Below are 25,008 nucleotides of genomic sequence, written 5' to 3' on the forward strand. Positions count from 1 at the left end.
TTGAAAGGTCTAGTTTTTGAAAAATATGTGAATTAAACAGCTACGATGTTTATATTAGATTTCATTTATGACTAACTTCTTCTTACTTAAATACACTGCACGATCTGATTTTTTAGCAACCTCCTGTGAGTGAGTCACAACAATAATGCATTTATTCTCTTTATGTGCAAGTTCTTGAAACAGTTCTATTATATCCATTGCGGTTTCCTCGTCGAGGTTTCCTGTCGGCTCATCTGCAATCAGTAAATCAACATTACAAGATAGTGCTCGAGCAATTGCTACACGCTGTTGTTGTCCACCGCTTAGTTGCAATACGTTTCGTTTCGCTTCAAGTTCTGTGAGTCCTACCCTCTTTAATAATTCTAATGCTCTTGCTGTTTTATTTTGCACTTTAACACCTGTAATTTCCATTGCTGTTAAGACATTTTGAAGAGCGGTCATATAGGTAATTAAGTTATAAGATTGGAAAATTACAGATACATTTTGATTACGGTATCGATCCAAACCAATTTTTCTAATATCTTTGCCATTATACAGTACATAACCATTTTTAGGGACATCCAGTCCACAACCTAAGCTCAGAGTTGTGGTTTTACCAGATCCAGATGGTCCTAAAATCGTGTAGAAATGTCCTTTTTGAAAAGAAAAGTTAACATTATCTAGTATCGCTACATTTTTCCCATTACTTTCATAATAATAATCCAAATTTTTAAACTGTAAAATCGTCTCCATATCGAGCCTCCTCATTCATCTTTTAAAAGAATTTGTTTTGGGTTTAAACGTAGAATAGATAATGCTGGAAGAAGCGTTGCTATTATAGCAATACCTAGTCCAATCCCCCCCATTTTCCCTACATCTTCTCCTGTTACACTTACATCAATTTTATCAATTGGATCTTCTTTTTGATTTTGTAGAGTACCACCAGGTCCAGCCATCATTACAGTACCATGTTGCGAGGTATCTGTTTCTTCGCTCGCAGTAGCAATTTCATTCGAAAGTAAATTATCCCCGATATATTGAGAAACTTTAGCTCCTGTTGTTATGGATAATCCAAATGCTAAAATAGCGACACACACTACTTCTACTACGAATTGCGCCATCAGTTTCCACTTTTTCTCTCCAATAGACAATAGAATTCCCATTTCTTTACGACGCCCTTTAATTGATAGCATAATGATTAATCCTAAAATGATCGCACCTGCAATCGATACAATATAAATGATCATTTGAGAAGTCGAAGAGATATTTTCAATAGGACCAATCATTTGCTTGTACAATGAATCATGCGCATCTAATTTATAATAATTAAAATCAATATTAGATTTTTTTGCTTCTTTTTTAAATGCATCAATATATTGTGGATCATTCAAGAAATACACGACTTGAACACTACTTATACCTTGGTCTACTTCTAATTTTTTCATAGTTGAATGCGGCATATATAGTTTATTAGCCGGATCCATAATAGGAGGAGCCTGTTGACCCATTGCTTGCTCATTTGTTTCGTAAATACCAATAATTTCAACCTCAAGGGTTTCCTTCTTATCCCCTGATTGCACTTTAACTTTGTCTCCTACTTTCAAATTGTTTAATTCCGCTAATCGTTTTTCCATTAAAGCTACATTCTGATTCTTCATTTGCTCTGTAATTGGTTTTCCATCAATGATTTTACTTTTTCCGTTTTTAAAGCTTTCTTGTAATGCAGTCTTGCGGACTCCTTCAATCATAAAAGAAGCATTCATATCTATTTCTGTACCAGAGCTTGAACCGCCTCGCACAGCCGCTATTCCCGCTTTACCTTTACCTTCTTCTCCTTCTGAAGCTCCTACTAGTTTAAGTCCATCAGAAATACCGAAAGTGTTAGCTATGTAATTATAGTCTTTTACATACTTGGACTTCGCTAATTGTTCTGTTTCTTTTGTATCGAGCTGCGGCGGACTTGGCATTTCTCCAGTTTCCTTAGCTTTTTGACCTAATTTGTCGAAATCAAGACCTAAAGTAACATCTGCACCAAGTTTTTTTCTCGCAGCATCCGCTGCTTTTTTTGACGCATTTTGGATTGTAAAACCTGAAAGAACCAAATTTGTAACAATCAGAAAAACTGCCATCAAAATTAATGATGTTCCTATCCTTTTTTTCATACTGAGAATTGCTCGTTTCATAAAATTCATTTTTCTTACCTCCTTGATAACTTGTATTCTATATAGGTTATCTAGAGTTTATATGGAGCTAATCGGTAGTTTAACTAGAGATATAAGGAGTTTATGTGTAGTTATTTACCTGTTCCAGAAAAGCTAGAACACAAATTCAAAAACACAGTCGTTTTTAAATTTCGGTAAGGAGTTAGTCAATCTAAGAGACTTATAGAAAAGAGAGGTTAAGCTTGATTTAATGTATGTAACATAAAAAATATATTTATTGTATAATTTCTATACAATAAATATAGAGAACCAATTTGTGAATATCTATATGGGAATTGTAAGTTGTTCTTCATAGAAATTACAGCTTTTAATAAGAAAAGAAGCAAGTTAATATTCTTTTATATGGATAAGAATATTAACTTGCTTCTTAAATTTTAGTATAAATTTTTTATTGTAAGCTTTATAATATAATATACAAATTTATCCTCTATTTTTATAATTCAAGCACCTACTATTTTTTAAACAATATGTATTTTGGAGGAAGTTAATTTGATTTTTTCAAAACTCATTGATCGGTATGCCTTATATGATTTACACAAAAAAAGAAGTGTAGAGTTTCAGTATACTTCCCTTTCTAACACTTCATTAAATATAAAGAATATAGAATCTTTTTATAAAGTAAAACCATCCTATATTCATTTTGACATTAAGCATTCAAAGCAAGAAAATGAATACATAGCTAGGCAATTCAACTATAAAAGTTCGGTTCAATCCGGTGATTCACGCAACGACTCTGTAACTGGGGAATTATTCTTACATAAAAATGAAAATGCACCTCATATTATCTTTGTTCACGGTTGGAGAATGGATTCTAACGAACGTGTAAAAAAAATATTCCACGACCATATGACCAACCTGAAGTGGAATATGTATTATTTCACTCTACCCTATCATTTTGAAAGAAAACCCGATCAATCCTTATTCAGTGGAGAGTATATGGTAAGTGCAAATATTGAACGAACAGTACAAGCAACTAGACAAGCGATAGCTGATTTACGAGCTTTGATTAAATGGATTAAAGCAAATAAAAATGGTCCCCTGATTCTAATAGGGATTAGTTTAGGCGGATTTATTACTAACTTAACCTCTCTTGTTGAAGAAGAAATTGATGTGTTAGCATCCATTTTCTATGCAAATCGACTCTCTTATTCAATTTGGAATACAACTCCAGGTAAATTTATTAGAGAAGACTTGGAACATCATGGTGTAACGTATGATGATTTAATAGATTATTGGAAAATCACTGAACCGAGTCAAGCATTACCAAAAGTAAAAAAAGAAAATATTTTATTAATTTCAGGTAAGCACGATCTATATGTGCATTCTGAGGATACAGACTACTTGTGGAAATCTTGGGAAAGGCCTACACGATATATTTATACATGTGGGCATGCCGGGATAGTTCTTAAACGTAAAAAAATTGCAACTGATACTATTAATTTTATTCAGAATCGATTGAACTCCCCACATTTATCCAATGACAGGTCTTAAATTGTGAGATTACTAAGTAAGGGGTAGTACCAACATTCGTACACTAAGATTCTTTCAACATAAAGATTGTTGATAACTTGTACGTGTCAGTATGCTGGTGTTACTTTAAATACAAAGAGCATGTTTTAAACAAATGATAATAACATGCTCTAAACTTATCTATTTATTTTTATTTCTTACAGATATCTATAGATAATATTGAAACATCCCATGTATTAAAAAGTGTTCCCTGCAGTGCTTTTATGTATCGATCTGCTGACTTCTGAACAGCAAGGTCCACATGCTTTGACACGACTCGACGAAAAGCATTATAAATACGGTTGAATGGTAGCCCTTATACTATATCCGTCAGCTATTTTACTTTACTAGCAGTGGATGTAGATAACTGTACATGAAACTCACTCACTGACAGTTGGCAATCACTTGAAAAATATCACCTGTTAGCAAAATGTCTTAATATAATTTCCACCTTTCTAGTGTAAAACAGTTCTTCCTTTAAAATGACCTCCAAGACGATTTAATGTAATGACATTTGTTAATTCAAAAGACTCACATACTTGTATACTCAAAATCCCTTTGATTTGTTTTTTGATGGTAAAACATGTTTCTCTACTCTTTCATATAGAGTAAGCAACTTCTTGATAGAAGAAAATTTCGGTACTAACCAATACGAAAATAACGCTGAAACACATCCTATTAAAGCCCCTATTGCAACATCAAAAGGATAATGAACTCCTACCCAAATACGAGAGATCGCTACACAAAATGCAAGTATAAGCCATAACCACCCAATCTTTTTACGAACAAGCCAAAATGAAAAACAAATCGAAAAAAAGAGAATCGTATGGTCACTAGGAAATGAATTATCTATAGCATGATTGACAAGTTTATTAACATCAGGCAATACTGCAAACGGTTGATAATTCAAATGAAATTTCCCTGCTATTTTCCCGATTACCTCAGCAATTACAAAAGCAACCAGCGCTTGAATAACCATCATTCTACTTTTTCTGGACCCAGTAAACCAATAAGCTAAAATAATTAAAGCAAAAATATATACCATATATTCTGCCAAAAATACCACAGCTGAGTTTAGGAATGAATATTGTTTACCTAAATCATTAATTGCTCGAAATATATCAATATTAAATTGAGAAAAAGACATTTCAAATCCCTCCTTTTTAGTAAGGTGTTTTACTGATTTCCATATACTTTCATTACATAAATAGTTTTGGTTATTGTATCTATCTAAAAATATCAACCTCTTATGACATCACTTTCTTCTTTTTCACTTTAATAAAAAAAGAAAAAGGAAAACATCGAACTTTCTTACAAACATTCATGCATTCTTACAGTTTTGTCATTTTCTTGTCATTTTGTAAATAGGTTCATCGTCTTGCCTTTTGCTACTTTCAAGAACTCTTATATCTACAATTATGGAAACCCTAATTTCACATGAAAAAGAGAAGAACCTTGGTGAGTTCTTCTCTTTTTGTTTATTGAATTGTAATATAATTACAGTATGTGAAATTATATTATTTTAACTTTAAAACAAATGAACTTAATGCAGGAACTTTAATTTTATTGTCATGGACAACATAAAGTGGTTTACTTCCCGCCTGCTTCCCGTCTACTAGTACTTTCCAAGGCCCTTTCGATGGAAGTGTTATTTCAACCGATTCTCTATTTGCATTGTGAGCCACCGTAAAGTATTCATTTTTATTCCCCTCTATTGTATAAGCTACCGTATTTTTCGGGGCACCTATAAATGAAACTTGTGTTTTTATTTGCGCTGCAGATGTCATTCGAAAAGCTGCGTATTTTTTGCGTAAATCTATTAATCCCTTCATATAATCTACTTCATTATTAAACGTTGCACGGCGCAGCCAATCCATCTGGTTAATTGAATCTGGAGATTTGTAACTATTATGATCACCATATTTCGTACGCATAAACTCTTGCCCTGCATGTAAGAATGGAATACCTTGTGATGTTAATAAAATCGAAGAAGACAATTTGTGCATTTGTTTTCGCACTTCATCGCTGTCACCTGGATTAGTTAACTCAAGTTTATCCCATAATGTATGATTGTCATGTGCTTCCACATAAGTTAGCACCTGCTCTGGATCTTGATAGGTAGACGAATTTGTATCGTAGTCAATACCTGCCGTAATACCTTTTTTAATACGATCTTCCATGTTTTCCTTTCCATTTATAAAACCATTTTCTTTTTCCTCAAATACACTACCTTTTAACCCATCACGTATATTATCGTTAAAATGAGCAATCCCTTTCATTTTCTCTGCATTTTTTTGATTTGCTTTTAGCTCAGCTGCAAGAGGTGTATTTAAATCCCATCCTTCTCCGTGTAGTATAATAGAAGGGTCAATTTGATTAACAGCTTTACGTATTTCATTCATCGTTTCATAATCATGAATACCCATTAAATCAAAACGGAATCCATCTAAATTGTATTCTTTTGCCCAATATGTGACGGAATCTATCATAAATTTCCTCATCATTTTTCTTTCTGAAGCAGTATCATTTCCTACTCCAGTTCCATTTGCAAATGTTCCATCTTCATTGTAACGATAATAATAACCTGGAACTAACTTATGGAAATTAGATTCAGCAGCGTTATACATATGGTTATATACTACATCCATCACCACTCGAAGATTATTATCATGTAGTGTTTGAACCATTTGCTTTAATTCAGTTATTCGCACAGTCGGCTCATAAGGATTTGTAGAATAGGAGCCTTCTGGAACATTGAAATTTTTAGGATCATATCCCCAGTTATATTGCGGTTCATTTAAAGTCTCTTCATTTACAGAAGCATAATCAAATATCGGTAAAAACTGAACGTGAGTAACACCAAGATCCTTTATATGATCAAGTCCTGTTTTTACACCTTCTGGCCCTTTTGTTCCTTTTTCTGTTACACCTAAATACTTCCCTTTCTGTTTAATACCACTTTCAGGTTGAATGGAAAGATCGCGTACATGTAACTCATAAATAATAGCATCTTCCGGATTTTTAAATTTTGGCTTTTTGTTTGCTTTCCATTTTTTCGGATTTGTTTCTTCTAAATTAACGACTGCACCTTTATCCCCATTTACAGAAGCAGCACGCACATATGGATCAACCGCTTCAGTCCACTTATCACCAATTTTGACCTTATACGTATAAAAGAGCCCTTTTTGGTTCCCCTTTAGTTCTGCTGTCCAAGTTCCCTTTTCACCTTGTTGCATGTTTATTTCAGCACCTATTTTATCGTTCCAGTTTTTATATGTAACTAACTTTGCTTCGCTTGCAGTAGGAGCCCATAAACGAAACTTTGTATGTTGCGGAGTATATGTATTTCCTAAATCGTTACCACCATAATAAAATAAATTATCAAATTCTTCGCTACGAATGACTTTACCAATTTCAGTATTCGTATCAGCTAAGTTTTCTATTTTAACTTTGTATGTTTGTTTTAAATCAATTTTCTGTTCCGTAATTATTTTGACCTTATTAGTAATATCTCCACTGTTTATATCATAAGGAGTAATATTCTTAATTTTAATGCCTTCAATTTCAATTTTCTTTTCCTTAATATGAAACGGGACATTAGTCGTTACAGTAATTTCATGGAAACTATCAATAGTTGCTTTTTGAATTGAGAGATCCGATGATGGCTTAGAATTATATACTTTTTCATCACCCGAAAGAATCCATACTTCAGCACGACCGTCCTTTATATTTTCAATCCAACGATCCCCACCATCTTTTTCCCATTCATTTGTTCGAACTATAAATCCTACACGATTATAGTCACCGTCTATTTTTATCTTAGCGTATTTTCCAAATTCATCTTCACCAGTAAATTCATAAGATGTACCATTTGCATTTTCTCCCCATAACCAAAGATTCCAGTCTTTTGTATTTCCAAGCTTTTCTTTGTAATGAATGATAATTTCAGTTGTTTTCGAATTTGAAACTGCCTTCACACTCTGAAAGGAGAAAACAGATGATAACATAACGATTAAAGTAAGTAATAAAACTGTTTTGTTAATTAATCTTTTTATAATTTGCATCACATACACCCTTTTTTCAAATATTACTAACGATTTATTATGCTTACACTGAATAACACTGCTTAAATTAATCTAGAAATCTCTTTTACTTCACCTCCATATCGGCTATTTTCACGTATGTATTTCAATGACCTTTTAATACGAAAACGTTTGCATTAGTACTTAAAAAAATAGATTTGTTTATGCCTTCATATATTTGTAAATACTAAAAGATCAGGGAAAACATTTTAAAGCAATCGTTTGTTATCGCTTTCATTTTATAGACTTTCTATCAAGAGGTCAATATATTATTAATTTTCTGTTTTTATATATTTTAAACCTTATTTATTTGTCACAACTTCTTACAGGTAAAGTGCCTCATTATTGCTTAGTCAGTTTATTTTCAATAATACATTGCTACGTAAAAAACAGCTAATATCCTTAAAATGACATTAGCTGTTTTTCATAATGTATTAATATATGAATGATAACTATATTTCTAAATTACTTAATTTTTGCTGCATCAAATGCTTTTTGAACTGCTTGAACTTCAGCTGTATTCGCACCATATTTATTAGTTGCCACTCGAATACATGCTGATCTCAATTCTTTGAAATTAGAAGTCATGTTTAACTCATCTGTATTTGCATAATAGAAAATATCAAACATTTTATCTTCACCAATTCCTTTAACTGTTACTCCGTTATGAGTTCCGCCTTTTGCAATCAGATACGCAACTTTATTAATAATACTTGAATTAAAATGAACACCGCCTTGATCCCATCCATTAAAATCGTTAAATTCACTGTAATCATCTGGATAAGGCACTCCAAGTGAAGATGGCACAGAAGCTGGGTTTTCCATATCACGGAAAACAGATCCCGTTTGTTCTCCCATTGTCCAGTTAAAGTTTCCATTATTTACGTATTTCTCAATAGATGTTCCCATAATATCAGATAGCGCCTCATTAATCGCACCGGATTCCCCGTAATATTCAAGATTAGATTCGCTAGAAGTAACAGCATGTGTAAATTCATGTCCAGCTACGTCATATGCTTTAACAATAGGATCGCCATATACAAGCATACTTCCATTATTAGCACTTAATGCATTCTGCCAATTTTTCGGATCATTCGTCTCTTCAGAATCCCAAGCGTGTACAACTGAAACTACCTTTTGTCCCTTATTATCAAAGCTATTACGCTTGTATTTATCTTTATAAAAATCAAATACTTTTGTTGCTAAGTAATGAGCACTTACTGCTTTTGGATCGTTAAATGTTGCCGAAGTACTTGTCGCTAATGTACCAGGATAATAGCTTTCTTCTTTAGTAATATCTCTGTAATTCACATCATATGTTTCAATGCCTTGCCCTCTTGTATAATCAGCAAGAGCATATTTGCCATTACTTTGTTTAGAGATACCAAATGAACGATTAATACCTAAATCATCTTTTCCTGTTCCCGTTAATGATGTAAGGCTGCTTTGTTTACTTTTCTTTAAGGCTCCAACTAGTTTTTCACTTGCTTTTAAGTTAGATTCTTTTACCATATTTTTTAACATATCACCATTTTGTGCATTTACTAAATAAGTACCAGAAACATAGTTTGGTGTTGCAGCTTCGAAGGTAACTTGGTATGCATTGCTAGCTTGTCCATTATTTTCATCAACAAAAATAACCTCTTTAACTTCTGGCTCAGAAATAAACTTGATATCGTTCCCGTATTTCGTATAAATATATTGTTTTGCTTCATCTTTTGATAGATTAATAGTTTTTTTCAATTCTTCTTGTTTTAAATTTTGCGCGCTATCGCCTGAAACACTTTTAATAACACCCTTATTATCTACGTGTGCAGTTAATTGATGTCCATATACTTCTTTTCCTTCGTATGTTTGCTGCATACGCACAAGTGTAGTTCCATCATACGAACCACGTTTTTGAAGGACTTTATAATCTACTCCTGCTTCTCCATTGACTTGTTTTTGGGACAGAGCTTGTTCTGTTTTCTCCTTAAGTGCATCCTTTACTACATTTTCTGGTGCCTTTTGTGACGGCTGTGTAAGTTCACCCGAACGGAACGATTCCTCCTGAATTTGAACTTGTAGTTGATCTGTTTCCTCTGCATGACCTACCCCATATGGTGCCACAGCTGTTAAAGCTAATCCTGTTGTTAATGCTACCTTAGTTAATGTCTTTTTGTTTTTCATTATTTCACCTCGTATAATTTTTGAAATAGAAAGCTTGTACAAAGTATACTGTCTATTAATGTCTAAAAAAAGAGAAAATACACAATTTATGTAACATTATGCAAAATTACATAAATTAAGGATGATGCTACAATTAAAGAACAACTCATATAAATGCATTAATTTCAATAAAAAAGAGCTCCCTAAGACGCTCATCCAATTGGTTAGTTATTAATTATCTATATTCATTCTAATAAAAGTATACTTATATCTAAATAACAACATAAAAACCCACTCTTAACTATTTTAAGAGTGGGTTTCATGCTATTAAAATAACAATTACTATAAGAAATTTTATAATTTATATTTTTTCAGTAATCCTACTAAGTTTTTTGTAAAATTCACCTTTTGTCTTTACATGATTAAACTGATTTGGATTAATATTTGCTTTTTGTGAGAGTAATATAATCTCTTCTTTTGAAATTGAGTCTTTCGTATTTATAGATGCTATATTTGTGTATTTTCCGTCTTCTGTTTTTGGAATTTCTAAAATCCCTTTATTCACAAGATCAACTACCGCCTTATGCTCTGAAGAATGTAAATCTACACCAGTAATTTTCCAATTACGCATAACTTTTGGCGTGTATACACCGTTCTTTACCTCTTTTAAATATGTAATAGCAAGGTTACGAATGGTCCCACCTGTTTCTCCAAATGCATTCTCTTGTTTAGATGACCAAATTTGTTCAAACTTACGCCCCTCTAAAGCTCCTCCTTTTGCCTGAAGAGCCTCCATTCTATATGCATTCATTCCCAGCGTCATAGCATCGCTCATTTTGATTGGTTTGTTTGTACGAATAGAGCGTAAATTTGTAATTCTACTTCCATATGGTTTTGTTAAGTCAATTTCGTATTTTACGCCTCCAAAGAAATCGTTCGTACTGTATTTAGAGGCACGGCGGGTTTTATCAAAGCTAACGGTTACATCTCCGGCACGAGATGAGTTAAAATATCCTGCTGCCCATTCCATATAGTCTTTTAAATCTTTTCCAGAAATCTTATATACTGTAATTTCTCCCAAGGCATATTGGTAATTGTACGCAATATCTTTTTTCTTAATAGGACCTATATCTAAACGGGCATAATCATTATCAATTTGATGGGCTACTACATCTGCTTTACTGTAGTAGAGCATGACTTCATGAAAGAAATCTGATAAAGGTGTTTCTTGAATCTGAACACTTGGAATACCCTTTATTTCATTTTCAGGAACAAGATTTCTACCCTTTAATTGAGCGACTACAACATTTGCATCTCCTCTCGCATATTCGTGAAAAGGTGTTAATGTTTCTTCAAGTGTAGGATCAGATAATATCGTTGTTCCATCAGCATTTTTTACAGGTATAGCGGTAGCAGTTTTATTTTTTAAAGCCAACTTCCCATCTTGCTTTGTAAAAGTAAGGTCAATACGTGAAATATGTGTTCCATATTTATCTGGTTCTGTAATAATTACGCCATTTACAACTTCTTTTTTTACAAGTTTATGCATGTGAGCCGCAAAAATAGCGCTTAGTTCCGGACAAGCATTTGCAATATCTTGAACACCAGTACCAGGGATACCATTCTCATTTTCTAATCCCATATGCATAACTCCTACCATTACATCTACTTTACCTTCTAATTCCTTAATTGCCTTTTTCGTCTCTTCTACTGGATTTTTCACCACTAAACCATTTAAGTGATCTGTCCCTTTTTCAAAATCACTAATCATTGGTGTATTCATACCAATAATCCCAACTTTAATTCCACCTTTTTCTACAATTGTATATGCAGGAAGAAAGCGCTCTCCATTTTCCTTATAAATATTTCCTGCTAACGTTTTCCCCTTATATTGCTCACTAACTTTTTTCAATGTATCTAATCCAAAGTTGAATTCATGATTTCCAAATGCCCAGGCGTCATATCCCATTGTATTCATCGCTACCATCATTGGCGATTGTGGCTTATCGTTGAATAATTCTACTGAGTTTCCTTGAATTGTATCCCCGGCATCTACTAATATGGTATTTGGATTTTCTTGACGGACCTTCTTTATAACCGTATAAAGCTGCGTCAAACTTCCACTCATATTTGCTCCATCAAGCGCATAATCCCAAGGCATAAATCTACCATGAATATCTGCAGTACCTAACAATGTGATATTAACTTCAGATTCCTCAGCCTTAGAGATAGATGGTTTGACTATTACTGCCGTTCCAAGCAGTAATAGAATTACAAAGTAACATACATAGTTCTTCCATTTCATTTTTTGCATAATAATAATATTTCTCCCCTTTTTGTACTTTCATAAAGTTGCTTGAACTTTAAAAATGTAACTTATTATTCAGGAAACTTCAACTACAAAAGATAATTTTGAAGGTGGTTCTGTTGCAAAAATAAAGAGAATAAATTGCATACATCCTCTGACAGAATTGTATTTTATCATTTCCTGACAGAATACCCCTTCCTTAAGAGTGTGAAGTGTACTTTCAAAATAAGGACATATCATTTATCATCATAAAAATCATCATTTCAATTTATTAAAACGGGCATATACAATATGTTATGATGATTAATTTTTTGAGTTTCGTTGCTGATTTATCTCCTTCTAAATAAAAACATTTTCAAAAAAATAACCCCGCTCTTCATTTAAGACGGGGTTACACTTATACAGAAAATCGGATAGTTTCATATTTTCTTAAGCTTATTGGTCACTTTCAACTAATTTCATTCTATTTTTGTTTTCTTCTGAATCAATATGAATCAACCGTTTCCCCTGTTTATAATACGTATCAATAAATAGGGAATAATTTTTACTTTTCAATTTCACAAAGCAATTTTATCTCTTTTATTTGTGAAATATGACGCTGTTCATGTAAATAGATCAATTCTATCCACTGATCAAGGGATAATTCTCCAAGAGCTGGATGCATCACTGATTTTTTCGCTAATATAGACTCATCTTCTATTGTACTCAGGAAACGCATCAATTCTTTTCTTGATTCGTTTAGCATATTGAGCATTTGCTCCACTTCAAATGGTTCTATACTTGGTTCAATCATTTCTGGAGCTATAAACTTTTTCGTTCTATCTAATAAAATAGTGTGAATTTCTTTACGCTCATTTTGGGTACTATCTAACTTTTTTAACCCTGAGGAAATAACTGTTATCACTCTCTCATCTAATAAAACTAAATGATGACAAACTTGTGCAATACTCCATTTATCCTTATCTGGTTTCCTATTAAATTGAGCATCACTCAACAAAGTAATTTCCTCAAATAATTGATCTCTCGTTTCATAAAACTTGTCATTTACAAATGTATCCATGTGGATTCTCCTTTCATTGCAACCTACATACTTAAATTTCTACGCTAGAGATATTATCTTCAAAAAAAGTTTTTCTTTCACTACTATTCCAATTTTATTTTAAAGCCACAAATGAACTTATTTGTTTTTTTTATCTTTTTAATTGGCACAAATAAATCAACCTTTAACTTTCCGTCTAGATCTTCAGCAACATTATTTAAGCAAAACTCTAAATTATCTCTATCATAATCTGCATCATACTCACTATTTGGTAGCCACTCTACATACATGTATTGATACGCTTCACTTAATTTATGAGGTTCATCATAGAACTGGTATAGACCATATGTACCTCCATCTAATTTTTTAAATTGCACATCATGATACTTTTCTTTATCGAAGTTTTCAGGAATCGTAACACATGCATCATGCCGGCACTTATGACTTGCAACAAGTTCAGGATTATCCAATGATATTCCGATAAATGATTGCTCTGGTGGATACAGTTTATTTTCAATTGACCAATTCAGTAACTTTCCCCAGTGATCTTGCGGTTCAAAGTAGCTACCAGTTCGTCTTATATACGCTACTTCTAATGGTGGTAATTTTTTTATAACAACTTTCATTTATATCTTCTCCCCTATAAATATGTACACTGTTTAATTAGCTTTCTTTAACATTTATTCCTTCTTAAATAAAAAGAATTCTCTAATCATATAAAGTGAAACTTTAATCAGCGGGAGATGAATTTGAATTGAAATATAATTGATTACTATTACTACTAAAGTAGTATGTACTTTCATACTTTTATTTGATTTTACATTCTTTTTAAATCGATATATTAATTGTAAGAAAATAAAAAGGTGGAGGATTTTAATTGATTAAAGGAATATACGAAGCGCATTTACCAGTGAGTAATTTACAACAATCTATCGAATTTTATGAAAAACTAGGGTTGAAGTTAGCCTGGAGCGATGAATCAACAGCATTCTTTTGGATTGAGGAAGGGAAAAGTTGGCTAGGATTATGGGCGGGCTCTGAATACGAAACAAAATATCATCCTTCTTTACGTCATATTGCATTTAGAGTTTCCTATGAGGATTTAAAAGAATCATTACATTGGTTACACTCACTTCAAATTAAAGCTGTTCCGTTTGGGAGTAATGAATCTATTGAACCCTTTGTCCGTCCACATCAAGGTAATGCATCTGTTTATTTTATTGATCCAGATGGTAATAGCTTAGAACTTATTTGTCATATTGTTATACCTAACGCACTAAAACATATAACTGATAAATTATCCTTTAAAGATTGGGAGACGCTATTAGCTGACACATTTGAATGAATATTAGTTATAAATCATAATGGCTCGCTTTTATTTTTATAACATGTATAACAATCTTGAATAATAATGTCCTATCAATTTATCATTAAATAAATGTAAAAAATGACCCTATTTATTCATTTTTAATGCGTATGTATGTACATTTGTTAATTTATTCGATATATTATGGGTATTGAATGATTACGTAAAGTGTATAGGTCGCTTATATAACACCTTATATTTTTATATCCGTGAAAACTACAAAGTGTATGAAAATCCATTTGTCAAATGAATTTAGTGCGGAAGGAGGTTTGTGGTTACTTCATAGGGTATAATAATCAGTTTTTTACTGATAAAAATATAGGAGGCGACATAATGTTTCGTACGATTTCAAATTTCATGAGAGTAGCTGAGATAAGAAGGAAAATCCTTTTTACACTAGCGATGTTAATCGTTTTTCGAATTGGCACGTTTATTCCAGTTCCTCATACTAACGCAGAGGTATTAAAAGTACAAGATCAAGCTAACGTTCTAGGTATGTTAAACGTATTTGGTGGAGGAGCATTGCAACATTTCTCAATCTTTGCTGTAGGTATTACACCATATATTACAGCTTCCATCATAGTACAATTACTACAAATGGATGTTATACCTAAGTTTTCGGAATGGGCAAAGCAAGGAGAAATGGGCCGTAAGAAATCAGCTCAATTTACTCGATACTTTACAATCATTCTCGCATTCATACAGGCCATCGGAATGTCTTATGGCTTTAATAATATAGCAGGTGGACAATTAATAATAGATCAAAGCTGGACTACATACTTATTTATTGCGACAGTTTTAACTGCAGGTACTGCATTTTTACTTTGGTTAGGCGAACAAATTACCGCTAACGGAGTTGGTAATGGTATTTCGATGATTATCTTCGCAGGTCTCGTTGCCGCGATTCCAAATGTTGCAAATCAAATTTATTTACAACAATTCCAAAATGCTGGCGATCAGCTATTTATGCACATAATAAAAATTGTTTTAATTGGACTCGTAATTTTAGCGATAGTTGTTGGTGTTATTTACATTCAACAAGCTGTACGTAAAATACCGATCCAATATGCAAAAGCTGTTTCAGGAAACAATCAATATCAAGGAGCAAAAAACACTCATTTACCGCTTAAAGTAAATAGTGCTGGTGTTATACCAGTTATCTTTGCTTCTGCATTTTTAATGACGCCGCGTACAATTGCGCAGCTCTTCCCTGATTCAAGCGTATCAAAATGGTTAGTTGCAAATCTTGATTTCGCACATCCAATTGGAATGACACTTTATGTCGGTCTTATCGTTGCTTTCACATACTTCTACGCATTTATTCAAGTAAATCCTGAACAAATGGCTGAGAATTTGAAAAAGCAAAATGGATATGTTCCTGGTATTCGTCCTGGTAAAGCAACTGAACAATATGTAACTAAAATTTTATACCGTTTAACATTTATCGGTGCAATTTTCTTAGGTGCAATTTCTATATTACCGCTCGTATTCACGAAAATTGCTACGTTACCACCTTCTGCTCAAATTGGTGGTACAAGCTTACTTATCATTGTCGGTGTAGCACTAGAAACTATGAAGACGTTAGAAAGCCAGCTTGTAAAACGTCATTATAAAGGCTTTATTAAAAAAGTGAATTAATTATCAAAAACACAGTTGGTTATTTTTCCAACTGTGTTTTTGATTTTATCAGTCCTGTAATATACAGGGCTGTTGCTTTATTAAACTACATCTCCTTCTCTAATAACCGCCCTTTTTTGAAATAAGTCCGTAGTGTTGAACGATTGGCCAAAAATACACCAATCAATATAAGACAAGCCCCCATTCCCATTGTAGGATTTAAAGGTTCTCCTAAAATGATATATCCCACAATTATTGCAATTAATGGTGATACATATAACCACGTCGATGGAAATACTGGATTTGTTTTTGATAAGAGCCAGTAATATAATCCGTGTCCACCAATCGATCCGATAAATATGAGATATAAAATAGGCCATTGCACACTCCATGAAGTTAATACGGTTACATTTGGTTGTTCTACAATAATAGATGCGATGAGTAGTAAAATCCCTCCATAAAACATTTGAATACCGTTAATAAGAAATGGTGATACATTTGATAAATCTGACAGTATTTCTTTCGAACGAATAGAGCCTATTCCGTAAAATAGCTCCCCTATAACTAAAACAATACAAGCAATACTCCATATGAAACTTACTTGTTGATGCATTCCTGGTAAAGAAACAAATATAACACCTATTAGTGCAATAACTAAAGCAACGAGTTGTTCCTTTTGTAATTTCTCCCTATTCCTCTTTGCTTGTATTAATAAAATCATCATTGGTCCCGTAGCAGAAAGAACAGCAGCTAATCCCGAAGAAATATATTGTTCTGACCAATATAAACTTGCGAATGTCATAAATGTTAAACAAAATCCAGCATACATAATACGTTTTGAAAATATATGTGGCATAATTTCTTTTCGCTTTAATTTAAAAAGAATCATAAGGATTATACCCGCTAAAAAGAAACGAATTCCTGCTGAAAACAACGGTGGCGCTCCTGCTTCAATTCCAATTTTAATCGTTAAAAATGTTGTCCCGAAAATAATACATACTAAAATGTAATTAAAAATGACCATTTTACTTCCTCCTTTTTACTCTTAAAATGAGTATAGAGGCTATGGTGTATAACAGTGTATCGGTACATATAACAGTTACTTCAAGTTGTAGTTGATTCCCTATATATTTTTCGTTTTAATTAAATTAAAAAGAAAAATAGGTGAACCTATGAAGATTGTATTGCGTAAAGAATCAAACATACCGTATTACAAGCAAATATATATGCAAATTGTTGAAAGAGTACAAAGTGGTATGCTTTCACATGGTGAATCCCTTCCTTCTTTACGTTGTATGGCCACAGATTTACAAATCAATGTATTAACTGTTCGTAAAGCTTATAAACAGTTAGAAACGAAAGGGTATATACGCATCGAACAAGGAAAAGGTGCTTACATATATAAACGTGTAAAGAAAGATTTCAAACCGATACCGTATAAATGGCAACAATCAAGATCTATTAATGTTATGCGTTCTCAATATGCAATGAATAAACACCGTAAATATTATGATTTTTCACAAGCAATTCTGTATCCCCGTCTGTTACCGAATCCATTTTTGGCAGACGAAATGCATAAATTGCTGGATAAAAATCCGATGTTGTTAGCAACTTATGGGCCAGTTCAAGGCGATTATGAATTGCGAGTTGAAATAGCAAATTACTTAAATGAACACCAGAAATTAGTGACGGACCCATCTCAATTATTAATTACAAGCGGAGCACAACAAGGAATTGATTTAATTGCTCAAACATTATTAAAACCTGGAGATACTGTATTAGTAGAAAGTCCGTGTTACAGTGCCGCGCTTGATGTTTTCATCAATAAAGGTGTTCAAATCATTCCTGTTTTTCTTGATAATCATGGAGTTCGCTCCGACTTAATTGATGATATTTGTCAAAGTAAAAATCCCGTTTTATTGTATACGAATCCGACCTTCCAAAACCCGACAGGTACAGTAATGAGTAAAGAACGAAGAATGGAACTTATAGAACTAGCGGGGCTATATCAATTTTTTATCATTGAAGATGATTCTTTCGGAGAAATATATTTTGAAGATGCTATAATCCCGCCCCCAATCAAAAGTTTTGATAAAGATGGCCACGTAATATATATAAAAGGATTTAGTAAAACGTTAGCACCAGGACTGCGTATCGCGGCACTTATTGCCGATGGTCCTATTTTTGAATGGCTATATGCAGTAAAAGGTTCAATGGATATCGGTAGTCCTTTATTAACACAAAAGGCACTTCTACCGTTTTTACGTGCAGAACGTATGAAAAACCATTTAGAAAAATTACGTACAGCTTTACAAATGAGACGTGATTTAACAATTGATATATTATCGCCATTAAAAGAACTACACTTTGAAATACCAAATGGAGGTTTTAATTTATGGGTGACACTACCTGATTCGATAGATCCCTTTACCTTATTACAAAAAGCAAATGAAGTAGATGTCTCTTTTTTACCAGGAACAGCTTGTCTATTAAACTACGAAACAAATGATAACCAATTAAGAATTAGCTATTCAATGTTAAACGAGAAAGATATGGAAATTGGATTAGAGAAATTACATGATACAATACGAAAAAGTATTTGTTAGAAGCAATATCACATTAGCCAACAATAAATAATACCCGCAAATGAAAATGTATAGTATGGGATATTATCTATTGTTGAGCTTTTTCGTTATTCAAATCTAGTTACTCTATAAGCTGTAATCTTTATTATCATTCCACTTTAACTACAATCTTTCCTCTAACATGTTGTCCTTCACTCAAAATATGAGCTTCTCGAACTCCTGCTTCATTAAATGGCACCACTTTACTTATGATTGGTTTGATTTTTCCGTTTACAATTAAAGCTGATAATTCTTCTAATTGTTTTCCATTTGGTTTTAGCCATAAAAATCCTGATTTTATTCCTTCTACTTTTTGTAGTGGTTCATGAACAATGGAAACTAGAACACCACCAGGTTTAATAATTCGAAAACTTTTTTCTTGCACTTCGCCACCTATTGTATCTAACACAATATCAAAATCTGATACTAGTTCTTCAAATTTATCTTTTTTATAATCAATAACGAGATCCGCTCCTAAAGACTGTAAAAATTCTTTATTTTTACTACTAGCAGTCGTGGCAACAAAAGCTCCAAATGATTTTGCGATTTGGATTGCCAAACTTCCAACGCCACCAGCTCCAGCATGAATGAATACACGGTCATTTTCTTTTATTTTTGCGTAATCTACAAGACTTTGCCACGCTGTAAGTCCTGCAAGAGGAATAGAAGCTGCTTCTTCGTAACTAATATTATTAGGCATATGTGATACTAAATCTAATTGTACTGCAATGAATTCAGCATAAGATCCGCTTCCTATATTTTCAGGTTTCGTAAACACTTTATCTCCTATATTGAAACACTCTACATCTTCTCCAACTTCTTCAATAACTCCAGCTACATCTAATCCTAAAGTGATTGGAAATGAAAAGCGTAACTGTTCTTGTAAGTCCCCTTTTCTTATTTTCCAATCAACTGGATTAACAGATGTTGCATAAATACGTATTAATACCTCATTCTTCTTAACAACCGGTTTTAAAACTTGTCTTTCTTTTAATTCTTCAACACTGCCATATCGATCAATAACGATTGCTTTCATTTCCTCTCCTCCTTGCTGTTTATTTTAATAACATACAATTATTTCTCAAAATTTTTTGCCTTGAATTACCATATACTTATTTTTGGGGGTAATTATGCAAAAAGCATTATAAAGTGAAACTTTAATCATTCCTCACCAATCGGGCTCTTACTGCCCGGCAAATAGCGGGATGAATTTCAAAAAGAATCTTACACACATCTTAGAATTATTCAAAACTGTATTATTAATTAAATTCAAAAGAAATGGGGCTAACTTTATGAGTGAAAAGATATTTAAAATAAACGGTATTGATATATGTACAGAAAGCTTCGGTAACTCTAATGATCCCGCTATTTTATTAATTATGGGAGCTACTTGTTCAATGATATATTGGGATGAAGAATTTTGTGAACAGTTGGCGAACACAGGAAAATTTGTTATTCGCTTTGATAATCGCGATGTTGGACGCTCTGTTACATATGAACCTGGCACTTCAAATTATTCAGTAACAGATATGGCTGAAGATGCAATCGGAGTATTAGACGCTTATCATATTGATAAAGCCCATCTTTTTGGTATGTCATTAGGTGGTATGATTGCTCAAATTGCCGCTGTAAAACATCCCGAAAGAATTTTGACGCTAACTTTACTAGCGACTAGTGTAATAGGATCTGATAATAATACTCGCGATTTACCCCCAATGGATGAAAGGATTTTAACACATCATGTAAAGAGCGCAAGTATAGATTGGACAAATAAAAATGATGTGGCAGAATATTTAGTTTCAGGATCTCGTCTATTATGTGGATCAGAACGAATATTTGATGAAAATAGAGTTTATACACAAGTAAAACAAGAAATAGAACGCGCAAACAATTTATTAAGTATGTTTAATCACGCTTTACTTCAAGGTGATGATGCATATGAAGGTGTACTTCACTCCATACAAGCACCAACATTGGTTATTCACGGAACAGACGATACAGCACTCCCATTTGAACATGGCCTCGCACTAATTGATGAAATTCCAAACTCAGTACTATTAACTCTTAAAGGGGCAGGCCATGAAAACCATCCAGATGACTGGGAAAGCATAATTAACGCTGTTTCTAAACATACATCTAAAATTTAGATAAATAACTAATGGAAGGGGGCACAAATTGTGCCCCCTTCTAGTTACAAACAAAAACCCATCACTGTATTCGTATGTATAGTGATGGGGACTTTTTATATTTTTCTATGTTTAAAAAAATGGACAATCTAATTGATCAACAGATTCCCATAATTTTTTTTTTGCATTTTCGGTGGATGTATTTGTGTCTAGTGTCATGTTTTTAAAAGGGTTTACTTCGACTTTTAATAAGGATGAAGGCTCCACATATAATGAGAAAACATGGCTGCTTGGTAAAGCTTTTGAAACGTCAATATCTCCAACTTGTTTAAATAGTTGCTGCGCAGCAAAAAAGAAGAAATTAGTTGGATTTGATTGTTTATTCAGCCACGCAAGCATTTCAGGTGATACCGATTTATGAATATTGATTTTTACTCGATCACCACGTTTATATCGCCTAGATCGCATACTTCCACCAACTAACTTATCGTTAAGTTTGTAAATCCTAACTCTTTTTGCTTATGCTCTCTATATTTTGGCGAACAAGTATAAACTAATAATCCTCGTGCATTTGTAAATAACGGATTATCTACAAAGATTACATTTTTGAGTCGTCCTTTTTGCTTTAAAATCATTTTTAAACTGTTTTTAATAATTACTGCACCCCCGCCATAAATAAACACGTATGGATCGTCTTTCATATCATCAATTTTATTTATAATATCTGTTGCAACACGTGCTGCTAAACCTAATAGCGCTGGCTGTGATTCCTCAACTAATAAGGTATTTCTCGGATGCTTATCATTTAAATAAATTTGATTGAATTCTGTAATACTATCAATCGTTTTAGTTGGATACTTCCGGTTCCATCTCGTAATGATTTGTAGTAACGTCTCTTTTACACCATAAGATAAACCTTTACTTAGTTGCGGACGGAAATTCACCCCTAATGAAACGACTTCTTCTGTCGTCCCTGCACCAATATCAAAAGAGAGTAGAGTTTTATCTACAAAATCAATTTCAGAAACTTGATTTTGCTCACATTCTATTTTATGTTTCACAACATTTCCTTCTTCATCGTATACAATGCCCCACGTACCAGAAGCGCCCTCAGGCAGGCATTTACAATACTCAATTGAAACATTAATTGTCACATCGCGTCCGTTCGGATAATGGAAAATAACCTTATGATTTCCCATATAACGTTTTGCATTTTCAGCAGCTATTTCTTGTGTAATAAGCTGCATAGGAAGAGCGACAGATAAATCATAACGAATATTAATATGGCTAGAAGTTGGACTTTGACGCATAGCGCTTACCGCCAAACCTGATAGTATTGTAATAACCATTAACTCATCCGTTGACTTATTCGATTTCTTCTCTACCTCAGTACCTTTTAATTGATCTTGAATAACTTTTTCTCCAACGATGTATCGTACATTATTTAGCATTAACGATGGCGAACTTATAGTCACATCAATGTGGTTTTCTAATTCAGATAATGAAACATCTACCTCATCTAAGAGTCCTGTAGGCTCACCTATATATAAAGAATAAATACTCGGAATAAAAATAGGGTCTTGCCCTTTCACCATTAACTTCAAACCGTTGTTTCCTGCATCTGCACCAGCTTTTAAAAGTATAGACATAACTACCCCCTAAATTAATCTGACATCCCTTCCAAATATATGCGAGCCCATTCTTTTACATTCAAATGTATTGTAATTTTTTATTTATCATAAAAACAAAATATTGCATACTTACATATTGTGTGTAAAAAGTATTTGACATGATACTTTTCCAATTTTATACTTATATTTGTAAAGAGTTTTTTACAATCGAGGGGGCAATTATTTATTGAATACTAAAAAAACTATTTTTATAATCATTGTTTTAGCATTAATTGCAATACTAGTACATGGCACATATAAATACATAACTGAAGGTTCTATTTTAGGTGGTACGATTTTTGCTATTTCGTTAATACTTAGTAATTTAATTAATCACATTACTTGGGGAGATCCCCACGGTGTGTCAGAAGAAAGTCAAGATGAGATGGGACAACAAATTACATATAAAAGCTTTAAAATTGCGTATTTTGTGCTTGTAGTTGTAATGTTCCTTTTATTAATCTTCTCCGAAGGATTTTCTATGGGGGCTAATTTAGATGGAGTAAAAAACCTCCCCCTGTTCATCGCAATTTGCTCTTCATTCTTTATTTATCCTATTGTCGAACTCATAGTTGCAAAACAATATAAGTAAAAAGATGAGGTTTTCTACATGTAGAAAACCTCATCTTTTTATATTTACATACTCTCTACAATTGCTTTTAATTTATTCACAGTCCGCCAATTCCTAACTGTAGCTGGTGTATGTAACTTCTGAAACTGGTTCATTAATTTAGAATTTCGAATGCTATTTTTGAAAAATAAATAAACGACCTTCTCATCTATATAGCAATCTTCAAGTTCACTTTTAAATGTAAGCAATTGACTACTCTCTTCTTCAGAAAGTACATTAGCTAAAAAAGCAATATGAACACTTTCTCCTTCTAACAATGAATGAACTTCATATGGACATTGTTTAATAATATTTATAAATTCATCATGTGTTCTTAGCATGACTGGAACATCGAAATCAAATTCTTTTTTTATTTCAGATTGTATTTGGTCCTTTAGAAAGTTTATACCTTCCTCAGATTCGAACACAATATTACCACTTTGTATATATGTTTTCACTTGTTTTAACCCTATTGATTCAAACACTCGTTTTAAATCAGCCATTTTGATTACTTTATGGCCACCGACATTGATTCCTCTTAGTAATGCAATATAAAATGTCATATTATCCCCCCCACAGTAAAATGAACTTATCAATTGAATCGGTTTTCCCACTCATATTTCTCGGATATTTGTTTTAATTCTTCTAACATATCATGAATAGATAATACCTCAAATAAAATAATAGATTCACTTGAAAAATGGTGATGATAATGATTTGGTTTATAATCTTTTAAATCATTTTTATAACTCCAAAATTGCTTGTCTAATTCAGCAATAAGTTTGAAATGTTCCTCATCAATTTCATTACAACGGTTTCTCAATATAGCAATCATAGAATGAATTGTTCGTTGTAATATTTCTCTTTCACTTTGTGACCAGTCACAAGTCTCAATTGATACCCGAGCTAAATTATCTATATGGTAAATGATTTGCTGTAATATATGAAGTTGCTTCTGCATCGTTAAAAAGCTTCTCATTTCCTTCTTTGTATGTTGATGATATTTCCAATCTTTCTGCTCATATTGAACAAATTGTATCGCCTTATGCAATAATAAAGTCAATTTAGATAAATCCTGAGCAGTCTCCTTTTTCACACCTTTTCCTGCAACTAATGCAGTAATCCATTCTTCCATAATATTTGCTGTTTTAGCAAATAGATCCTCTGTACATCCAAAAATCATTTTCGTGTAGTGGGGTGGAAAAATGAAAAAATTCACTAAAGTAGATACTATAATACCAGTAGATGTAGTAGCTAAACGAATTAAAAATGCAGTAAAATAATGATTTGCCGTAATTGGAATCATTGCTACGGCAGTTAAAGTTGCAACTAAAGTTCCCGCATGTAACCTTAGTTTTTGACATGTAACGATCGTAAACATTGCAGCTAATGCATAAGAAATTGCTTGGTGGCCTAGGAAAAATGTGAAAGTCATGGCATATGCCGATCCAATTGTTGAGGCCGGAAAGCGAATAAGTCCTTTTTTTATTGAGTCTGTTGCAGTTGGTTCAATTGTAACAATTGCTGTTATTACAGCAAAAATAGTTGGGATGTTAAAAAAATCACAAACTAACACTGTAAGAAAAACTGCAATCCCAGTTTTAATCACTCTTCCTCCAACGATATTCCATTTTCTATCTTGATTCATTTTTTATATCCTTCATTCCTGTTTCATTTTATATACATATATTATATATTGTTAAAATAA

General features: G+C 32.8%; 20 protein-coding genes. 6 read left to right on the forward strand and 14 right to left on the reverse strand.

Annotation, left to right across the window (positions count from 1 at the left end):
- Nucleotides 1-54: 54 nt before the first annotated feature.
- Together ACTFN4_RS21505 and ACTFN4_RS21510 are read right to left on the reverse strand one after the other, a co-directional pair.
- Complete coding sequence (locus ACTFN4_RS21505; RefSeq protein WP_000447856.1) at nucleotides 55-732, reverse strand: ABC transporter ATP-binding protein; 678 nt, start codon at nucleotides 730-732, stop codon at nucleotides 55-57.
- A gap of 11 nt (nucleotides 733-743) precedes the next feature.
- Entirely contained in the window at nucleotides 744-2,171 is a 1,428-nt protein-coding gene (locus tag ACTFN4_RS21510; RefSeq protein ID WP_001010221.1) for an ABC transporter permease, read from the reverse strand.
- 519 nt (nucleotides 2,172-2,690) lie between these two features.
- On the opposite strand from ACTFN4_RS21510, the gene ACTFN4_RS21515 reads away from it, so the two are divergent.
- The gene (locus ACTFN4_RS21515; protein ID WP_439962769.1) at nucleotides 2,691-3,692 is read left to right on the forward strand and encodes an alpha/beta hydrolase; all 1,002 of its coding nucleotides are present in this window, start codon (nucleotides 2,691-2,693) and stop codon (nucleotides 3,690-3,692) included.
- 565 nt (nucleotides 3,693-4,257) lie between these two features.
- Here the strand turns inward: ACTFN4_RS21515 and ACTFN4_RS21520 are convergent.
- The 6 genes from ACTFN4_RS21520 to ACTFN4_RS21545 form a co-directional block, all read right to left on the reverse strand.
- Complete coding sequence (locus tag ACTFN4_RS21520; RefSeq protein WP_000010592.1) at nucleotides 4,258-4,857, reverse strand: undecaprenyl-diphosphatase; 600 nt, start codon at nucleotides 4,855-4,857, stop codon at nucleotides 4,258-4,260.
- Nucleotides 4,858-5,227: 370 nt separating this feature from the next.
- Nucleotides 5,228-7,774, reverse strand: a complete 2,547-nt coding sequence (gene pulA / locus ACTFN4_RS21525; RefSeq protein WP_439962770.1) for a type I pullulanase — start codon at nucleotides 7,772-7,774, stop codon at nucleotides 5,228-5,230.
- 483 nt (nucleotides 7,775-8,257) lie between these two features.
- Nucleotides 8,258-9,961, reverse strand: a complete 1,704-nt coding sequence (locus ACTFN4_RS21530; RefSeq protein WP_000791448.1) for a M4 family metallopeptidase — start codon at nucleotides 9,959-9,961, stop codon at nucleotides 8,258-8,260.
- 340 nt (nucleotides 9,962-10,301) lie between these two features.
- Entirely contained in the window at nucleotides 10,302-12,254 is a 1,953-nt protein-coding gene (locus ACTFN4_RS21535; RefSeq protein WP_439962772.1) for a bifunctional metallophosphatase/5'-nucleotidase, read from the reverse strand.
- 538 nt (nucleotides 12,255-12,792) lie between these two features.
- Nucleotides 12,793-13,308, reverse strand: coding sequence for a DinB family protein (locus ACTFN4_RS21540; RefSeq protein ID WP_000379366.1), 516 nt, complete (start codon nucleotides 13,306-13,308; stop codon nucleotides 12,793-12,795).
- Nucleotides 13,309-13,391: 83 nt separating this feature from the next.
- Nucleotides 13,392-13,913 (reverse strand): AraC family transcriptional regulator, encoded by a 522-nt coding sequence (locus tag ACTFN4_RS21545; RefSeq protein WP_098772117.1) that lies wholly within the window; start codon nucleotides 13,911-13,913, stop codon nucleotides 13,392-13,394.
- A gap of 251 nt (nucleotides 13,914-14,164) precedes the next feature.
- Here ACTFN4_RS21545 and ACTFN4_RS21550 point away from each other — a divergent pair, with 251 nt between their 5' ends.
- Together ACTFN4_RS21550 and secY are read left to right on the forward strand one after the other, a co-directional pair.
- Nucleotides 14,165-14,632 carry a VOC family protein gene (locus ACTFN4_RS21550; RefSeq protein WP_439962773.1) on the forward strand — a complete coding sequence of 156 codons (468 nt, stop codon included), beginning with the start codon at nucleotides 14,165-14,167 and terminating at the stop codon, nucleotides 14,630-14,632.
- 354 nt (nucleotides 14,633-14,986) lie between these two features.
- Nucleotides 14,987-16,291, forward strand: coding sequence for a preprotein translocase subunit SecY (gene secY / locus ACTFN4_RS21555; RefSeq protein ID WP_439962775.1), 1,305 nt, complete (start codon nucleotides 14,987-14,989; stop codon nucleotides 16,289-16,291).
- An 85-nt stretch (nucleotides 16,292-16,376) separates the two neighbouring features.
- Here the strand turns inward: secY and ACTFN4_RS21560 are convergent, their stop codons facing one another.
- A complete protein-coding gene (locus tag ACTFN4_RS21560; protein WP_000234340.1) occupies nucleotides 16,377-17,294 on the reverse strand; it encodes a DMT family transporter in 918 nt (305 codons plus the stop codon).
- 148 nt (nucleotides 17,295-17,442) lie between these two features.
- Between ACTFN4_RS21560 and pdxR the strand changes: the two genes are divergently transcribed.
- Nucleotides 17,443-18,876, forward strand: coding sequence for a MocR-like pyridoxine biosynthesis transcription factor PdxR (pdxR, locus tag ACTFN4_RS21565; RefSeq protein ID WP_229175403.1), 1,434 nt, complete (start codon nucleotides 17,443-17,445; stop codon nucleotides 18,874-18,876).
- A 127-nt stretch (nucleotides 18,877-19,003) separates the two neighbouring features.
- On the opposite strand, the gene ACTFN4_RS21570 is transcribed toward pdxR, so the two are convergent.
- The gene (locus ACTFN4_RS21570; protein ID WP_439962776.1) at nucleotides 19,004-19,930 is read right to left on the reverse strand and encodes an NADP-dependent oxidoreductase; all 927 of its coding nucleotides are present in this window, start codon (nucleotides 19,928-19,930) and stop codon (nucleotides 19,004-19,006) included.
- Nucleotides 19,931-20,186: 256 nt separating this feature from the next.
- On the opposite strand from ACTFN4_RS21570, the gene ACTFN4_RS21575 reads away from it, so the two are divergent.
- Nucleotides 20,187-21,041 carry an alpha/beta fold hydrolase gene (locus ACTFN4_RS21575; protein WP_001290785.1) on the forward strand — a complete coding sequence of 285 codons (855 nt, stop codon included), beginning with the start codon at nucleotides 20,187-20,189 and terminating at the stop codon, nucleotides 21,039-21,041.
- A gap of 111 nt (nucleotides 21,042-21,152) precedes the next feature.
- Here the strand turns inward: ACTFN4_RS21575 and ACTFN4_RS21580 are convergent, their stop codons facing one another.
- Both ACTFN4_RS21580 and ACTFN4_RS21585 read right to left on the reverse strand, forming a co-directional pair.
- Nucleotides 21,153-21,488: a hypothetical protein gene (locus ACTFN4_RS21580; protein WP_001257760.1), complete on the reverse strand. Its 336-nt coding sequence runs from the start codon at nucleotides 21,486-21,488 to the stop codon at nucleotides 21,153-21,155.
- Between the two features lie 11 nt (nucleotides 21,489-21,499).
- The gene (locus tag ACTFN4_RS21585) at nucleotides 21,500-22,669 is read right to left on the reverse strand and encodes a ParM/StbA family protein (RefSeq protein ID WP_000025622.1); all 1,170 of its coding nucleotides are present in this window, start codon (nucleotides 22,667-22,669) and stop codon (nucleotides 21,500-21,502) included.
- A gap of 208 nt (nucleotides 22,670-22,877) precedes the next feature.
- Here ACTFN4_RS21585 and ACTFN4_RS21590 point away from each other — a divergent pair, with 208 nt between their 5' ends.
- Nucleotides 22,878-23,282 carry a hypothetical protein gene (locus ACTFN4_RS21590; protein WP_001093141.1) on the forward strand — a complete coding sequence of 135 codons (405 nt, stop codon included), beginning with the start codon at nucleotides 22,878-22,880 and terminating at the stop codon, nucleotides 23,280-23,282.
- Between the two features lie 44 nt (nucleotides 23,283-23,326).
- On the opposite strand, the gene ACTFN4_RS21595 is transcribed toward ACTFN4_RS21590, so the two are convergent.
- Together ACTFN4_RS21595 and ACTFN4_RS21600 are read right to left on the reverse strand one after the other, a co-directional pair.
- Nucleotides 23,327-23,863: a DUF1697 domain-containing protein gene (locus ACTFN4_RS21595; RefSeq protein ID WP_000145145.1), complete on the reverse strand. Its 537-nt coding sequence runs from the start codon at nucleotides 23,861-23,863 to the stop codon at nucleotides 23,327-23,329.
- A gap of 29 nt (nucleotides 23,864-23,892) precedes the next feature.
- Nucleotides 23,893-24,948, reverse strand: a complete 1,056-nt coding sequence (locus ACTFN4_RS21600) for an aromatic acid exporter family protein (RefSeq protein WP_439962777.1) — start codon at nucleotides 24,946-24,948, stop codon at nucleotides 23,893-23,895.
- Nucleotides 24,949-25,008: the final 60 nt, after the last annotated feature.

Origin of the sequence: Bacillus cereus group sp. MYBK95-2 (assembly GCF_051915225.1) — a bacterium.
Lineage (GTDB): Bacteria > Bacillota > Bacilli > Bacillales > Bacillaceae_G > Bacillus_A > Bacillus_A cereus.

Bases quoted from the DNA above. Each gene is read 5' to 3' on its own strand.
- ACTFN4_RS21540 (WP_000379366.1), bottom strand. From the start codon at position 13,308: ATGGATACATTTGTAAATGACAAGTTTTATGAAACGAGAGATCAATTA.
- secY (WP_439962775.1), top strand. From the start codon at position 14,987: ATGTTTCGTACGATTTCAAATTTCATGAGAGTAGCTGAGATAAGAAGG.
- ACTFN4_RS21535 (WP_439962772.1), bottom strand. From the start codon at position 12,254: ATGCAAAAAATGAAATGGAAGAACTATGTATGTTACTTTGTAATTCTA.
- ACTFN4_RS21530 (WP_000791448.1), bottom strand. From the start codon at position 9,961: ATGAAAAACAAAAAGACATTAACTAAGGTAGCATTAACAACAGGATTA.
- ACTFN4_RS21520 (WP_000010592.1), bottom strand. From the start codon at position 4,857: ATGTCTTTTTCTCAATTTAATATTGATATATTTCGAGCAATTAATGAT.
- ACTFN4_RS21600 (WP_439962777.1), bottom strand. From the start codon at position 24,948: ATGAATCAAGATAGAAAATGGAATATCGTTGGAGGAAGAGTGATTAAA.
- pulA (WP_439962770.1), bottom strand. From the start codon at position 7,774: ATGCAAATTATAAAAAGATTAATTAACAAAACAGTTTTATTACTTACT.
- pdxR (WP_229175403.1), top strand. From the start codon at position 17,443: ATGAAGATTGTATTGCGTAAAGAATCAAACATACCGTATTACAAGCAA.
- ACTFN4_RS21545 (WP_098772117.1), bottom strand. From the start codon at position 13,913: ATGAAAGTTGTTATAAAAAAATTACCACCATTAGAAGTAGCGTATATA.
- ACTFN4_RS21570 (WP_439962776.1), bottom strand. From the start codon at position 19,930: ATGAAAGCAATCGTTATTGATCGATATGGCAGTGTTGAAGAATTAAAA.
- ACTFN4_RS21585 (WP_000025622.1), bottom strand. From the start codon at position 22,669: ATGTCTATACTTTTAAAAGCTGGTGCAGATGCAGGAAACAACGGTTTG.
- ACTFN4_RS21510 (WP_001010221.1), bottom strand. From the start codon at position 2,171: ATGAATTTTATGAAACGAGCAATTCTCAGTATGAAAAAAAGGATAGGA.
- ACTFN4_RS21575 (WP_001290785.1), top strand. From the start codon at position 20,187: ATGAGTGAAAAGATATTTAAAATAAACGGTATTGATATATGTACAGAA.
- ACTFN4_RS21595 (WP_000145145.1), bottom strand. From the start codon at position 23,863: ATGACATTTTATATTGCATTACTAAGAGGAATCAATGTCGGTGGCCAT.
- ACTFN4_RS21580 (WP_001257760.1), bottom strand. From the start codon at position 21,488: ATGCGATCTAGGCGATATAAACGTGGTGATCGAGTAAAAATCAATATT.
- ACTFN4_RS21505 (WP_000447856.1), bottom strand. From the start codon at position 732: ATGGAGACGATTTTACAGTTTAAAAATTTGGATTATTATTATGAAAGT.
- ACTFN4_RS21560 (WP_000234340.1), bottom strand. From the start codon at position 17,294: ATGGTCATTTTTAATTACATTTTAGTATGTATTATTTTCGGGACAACA.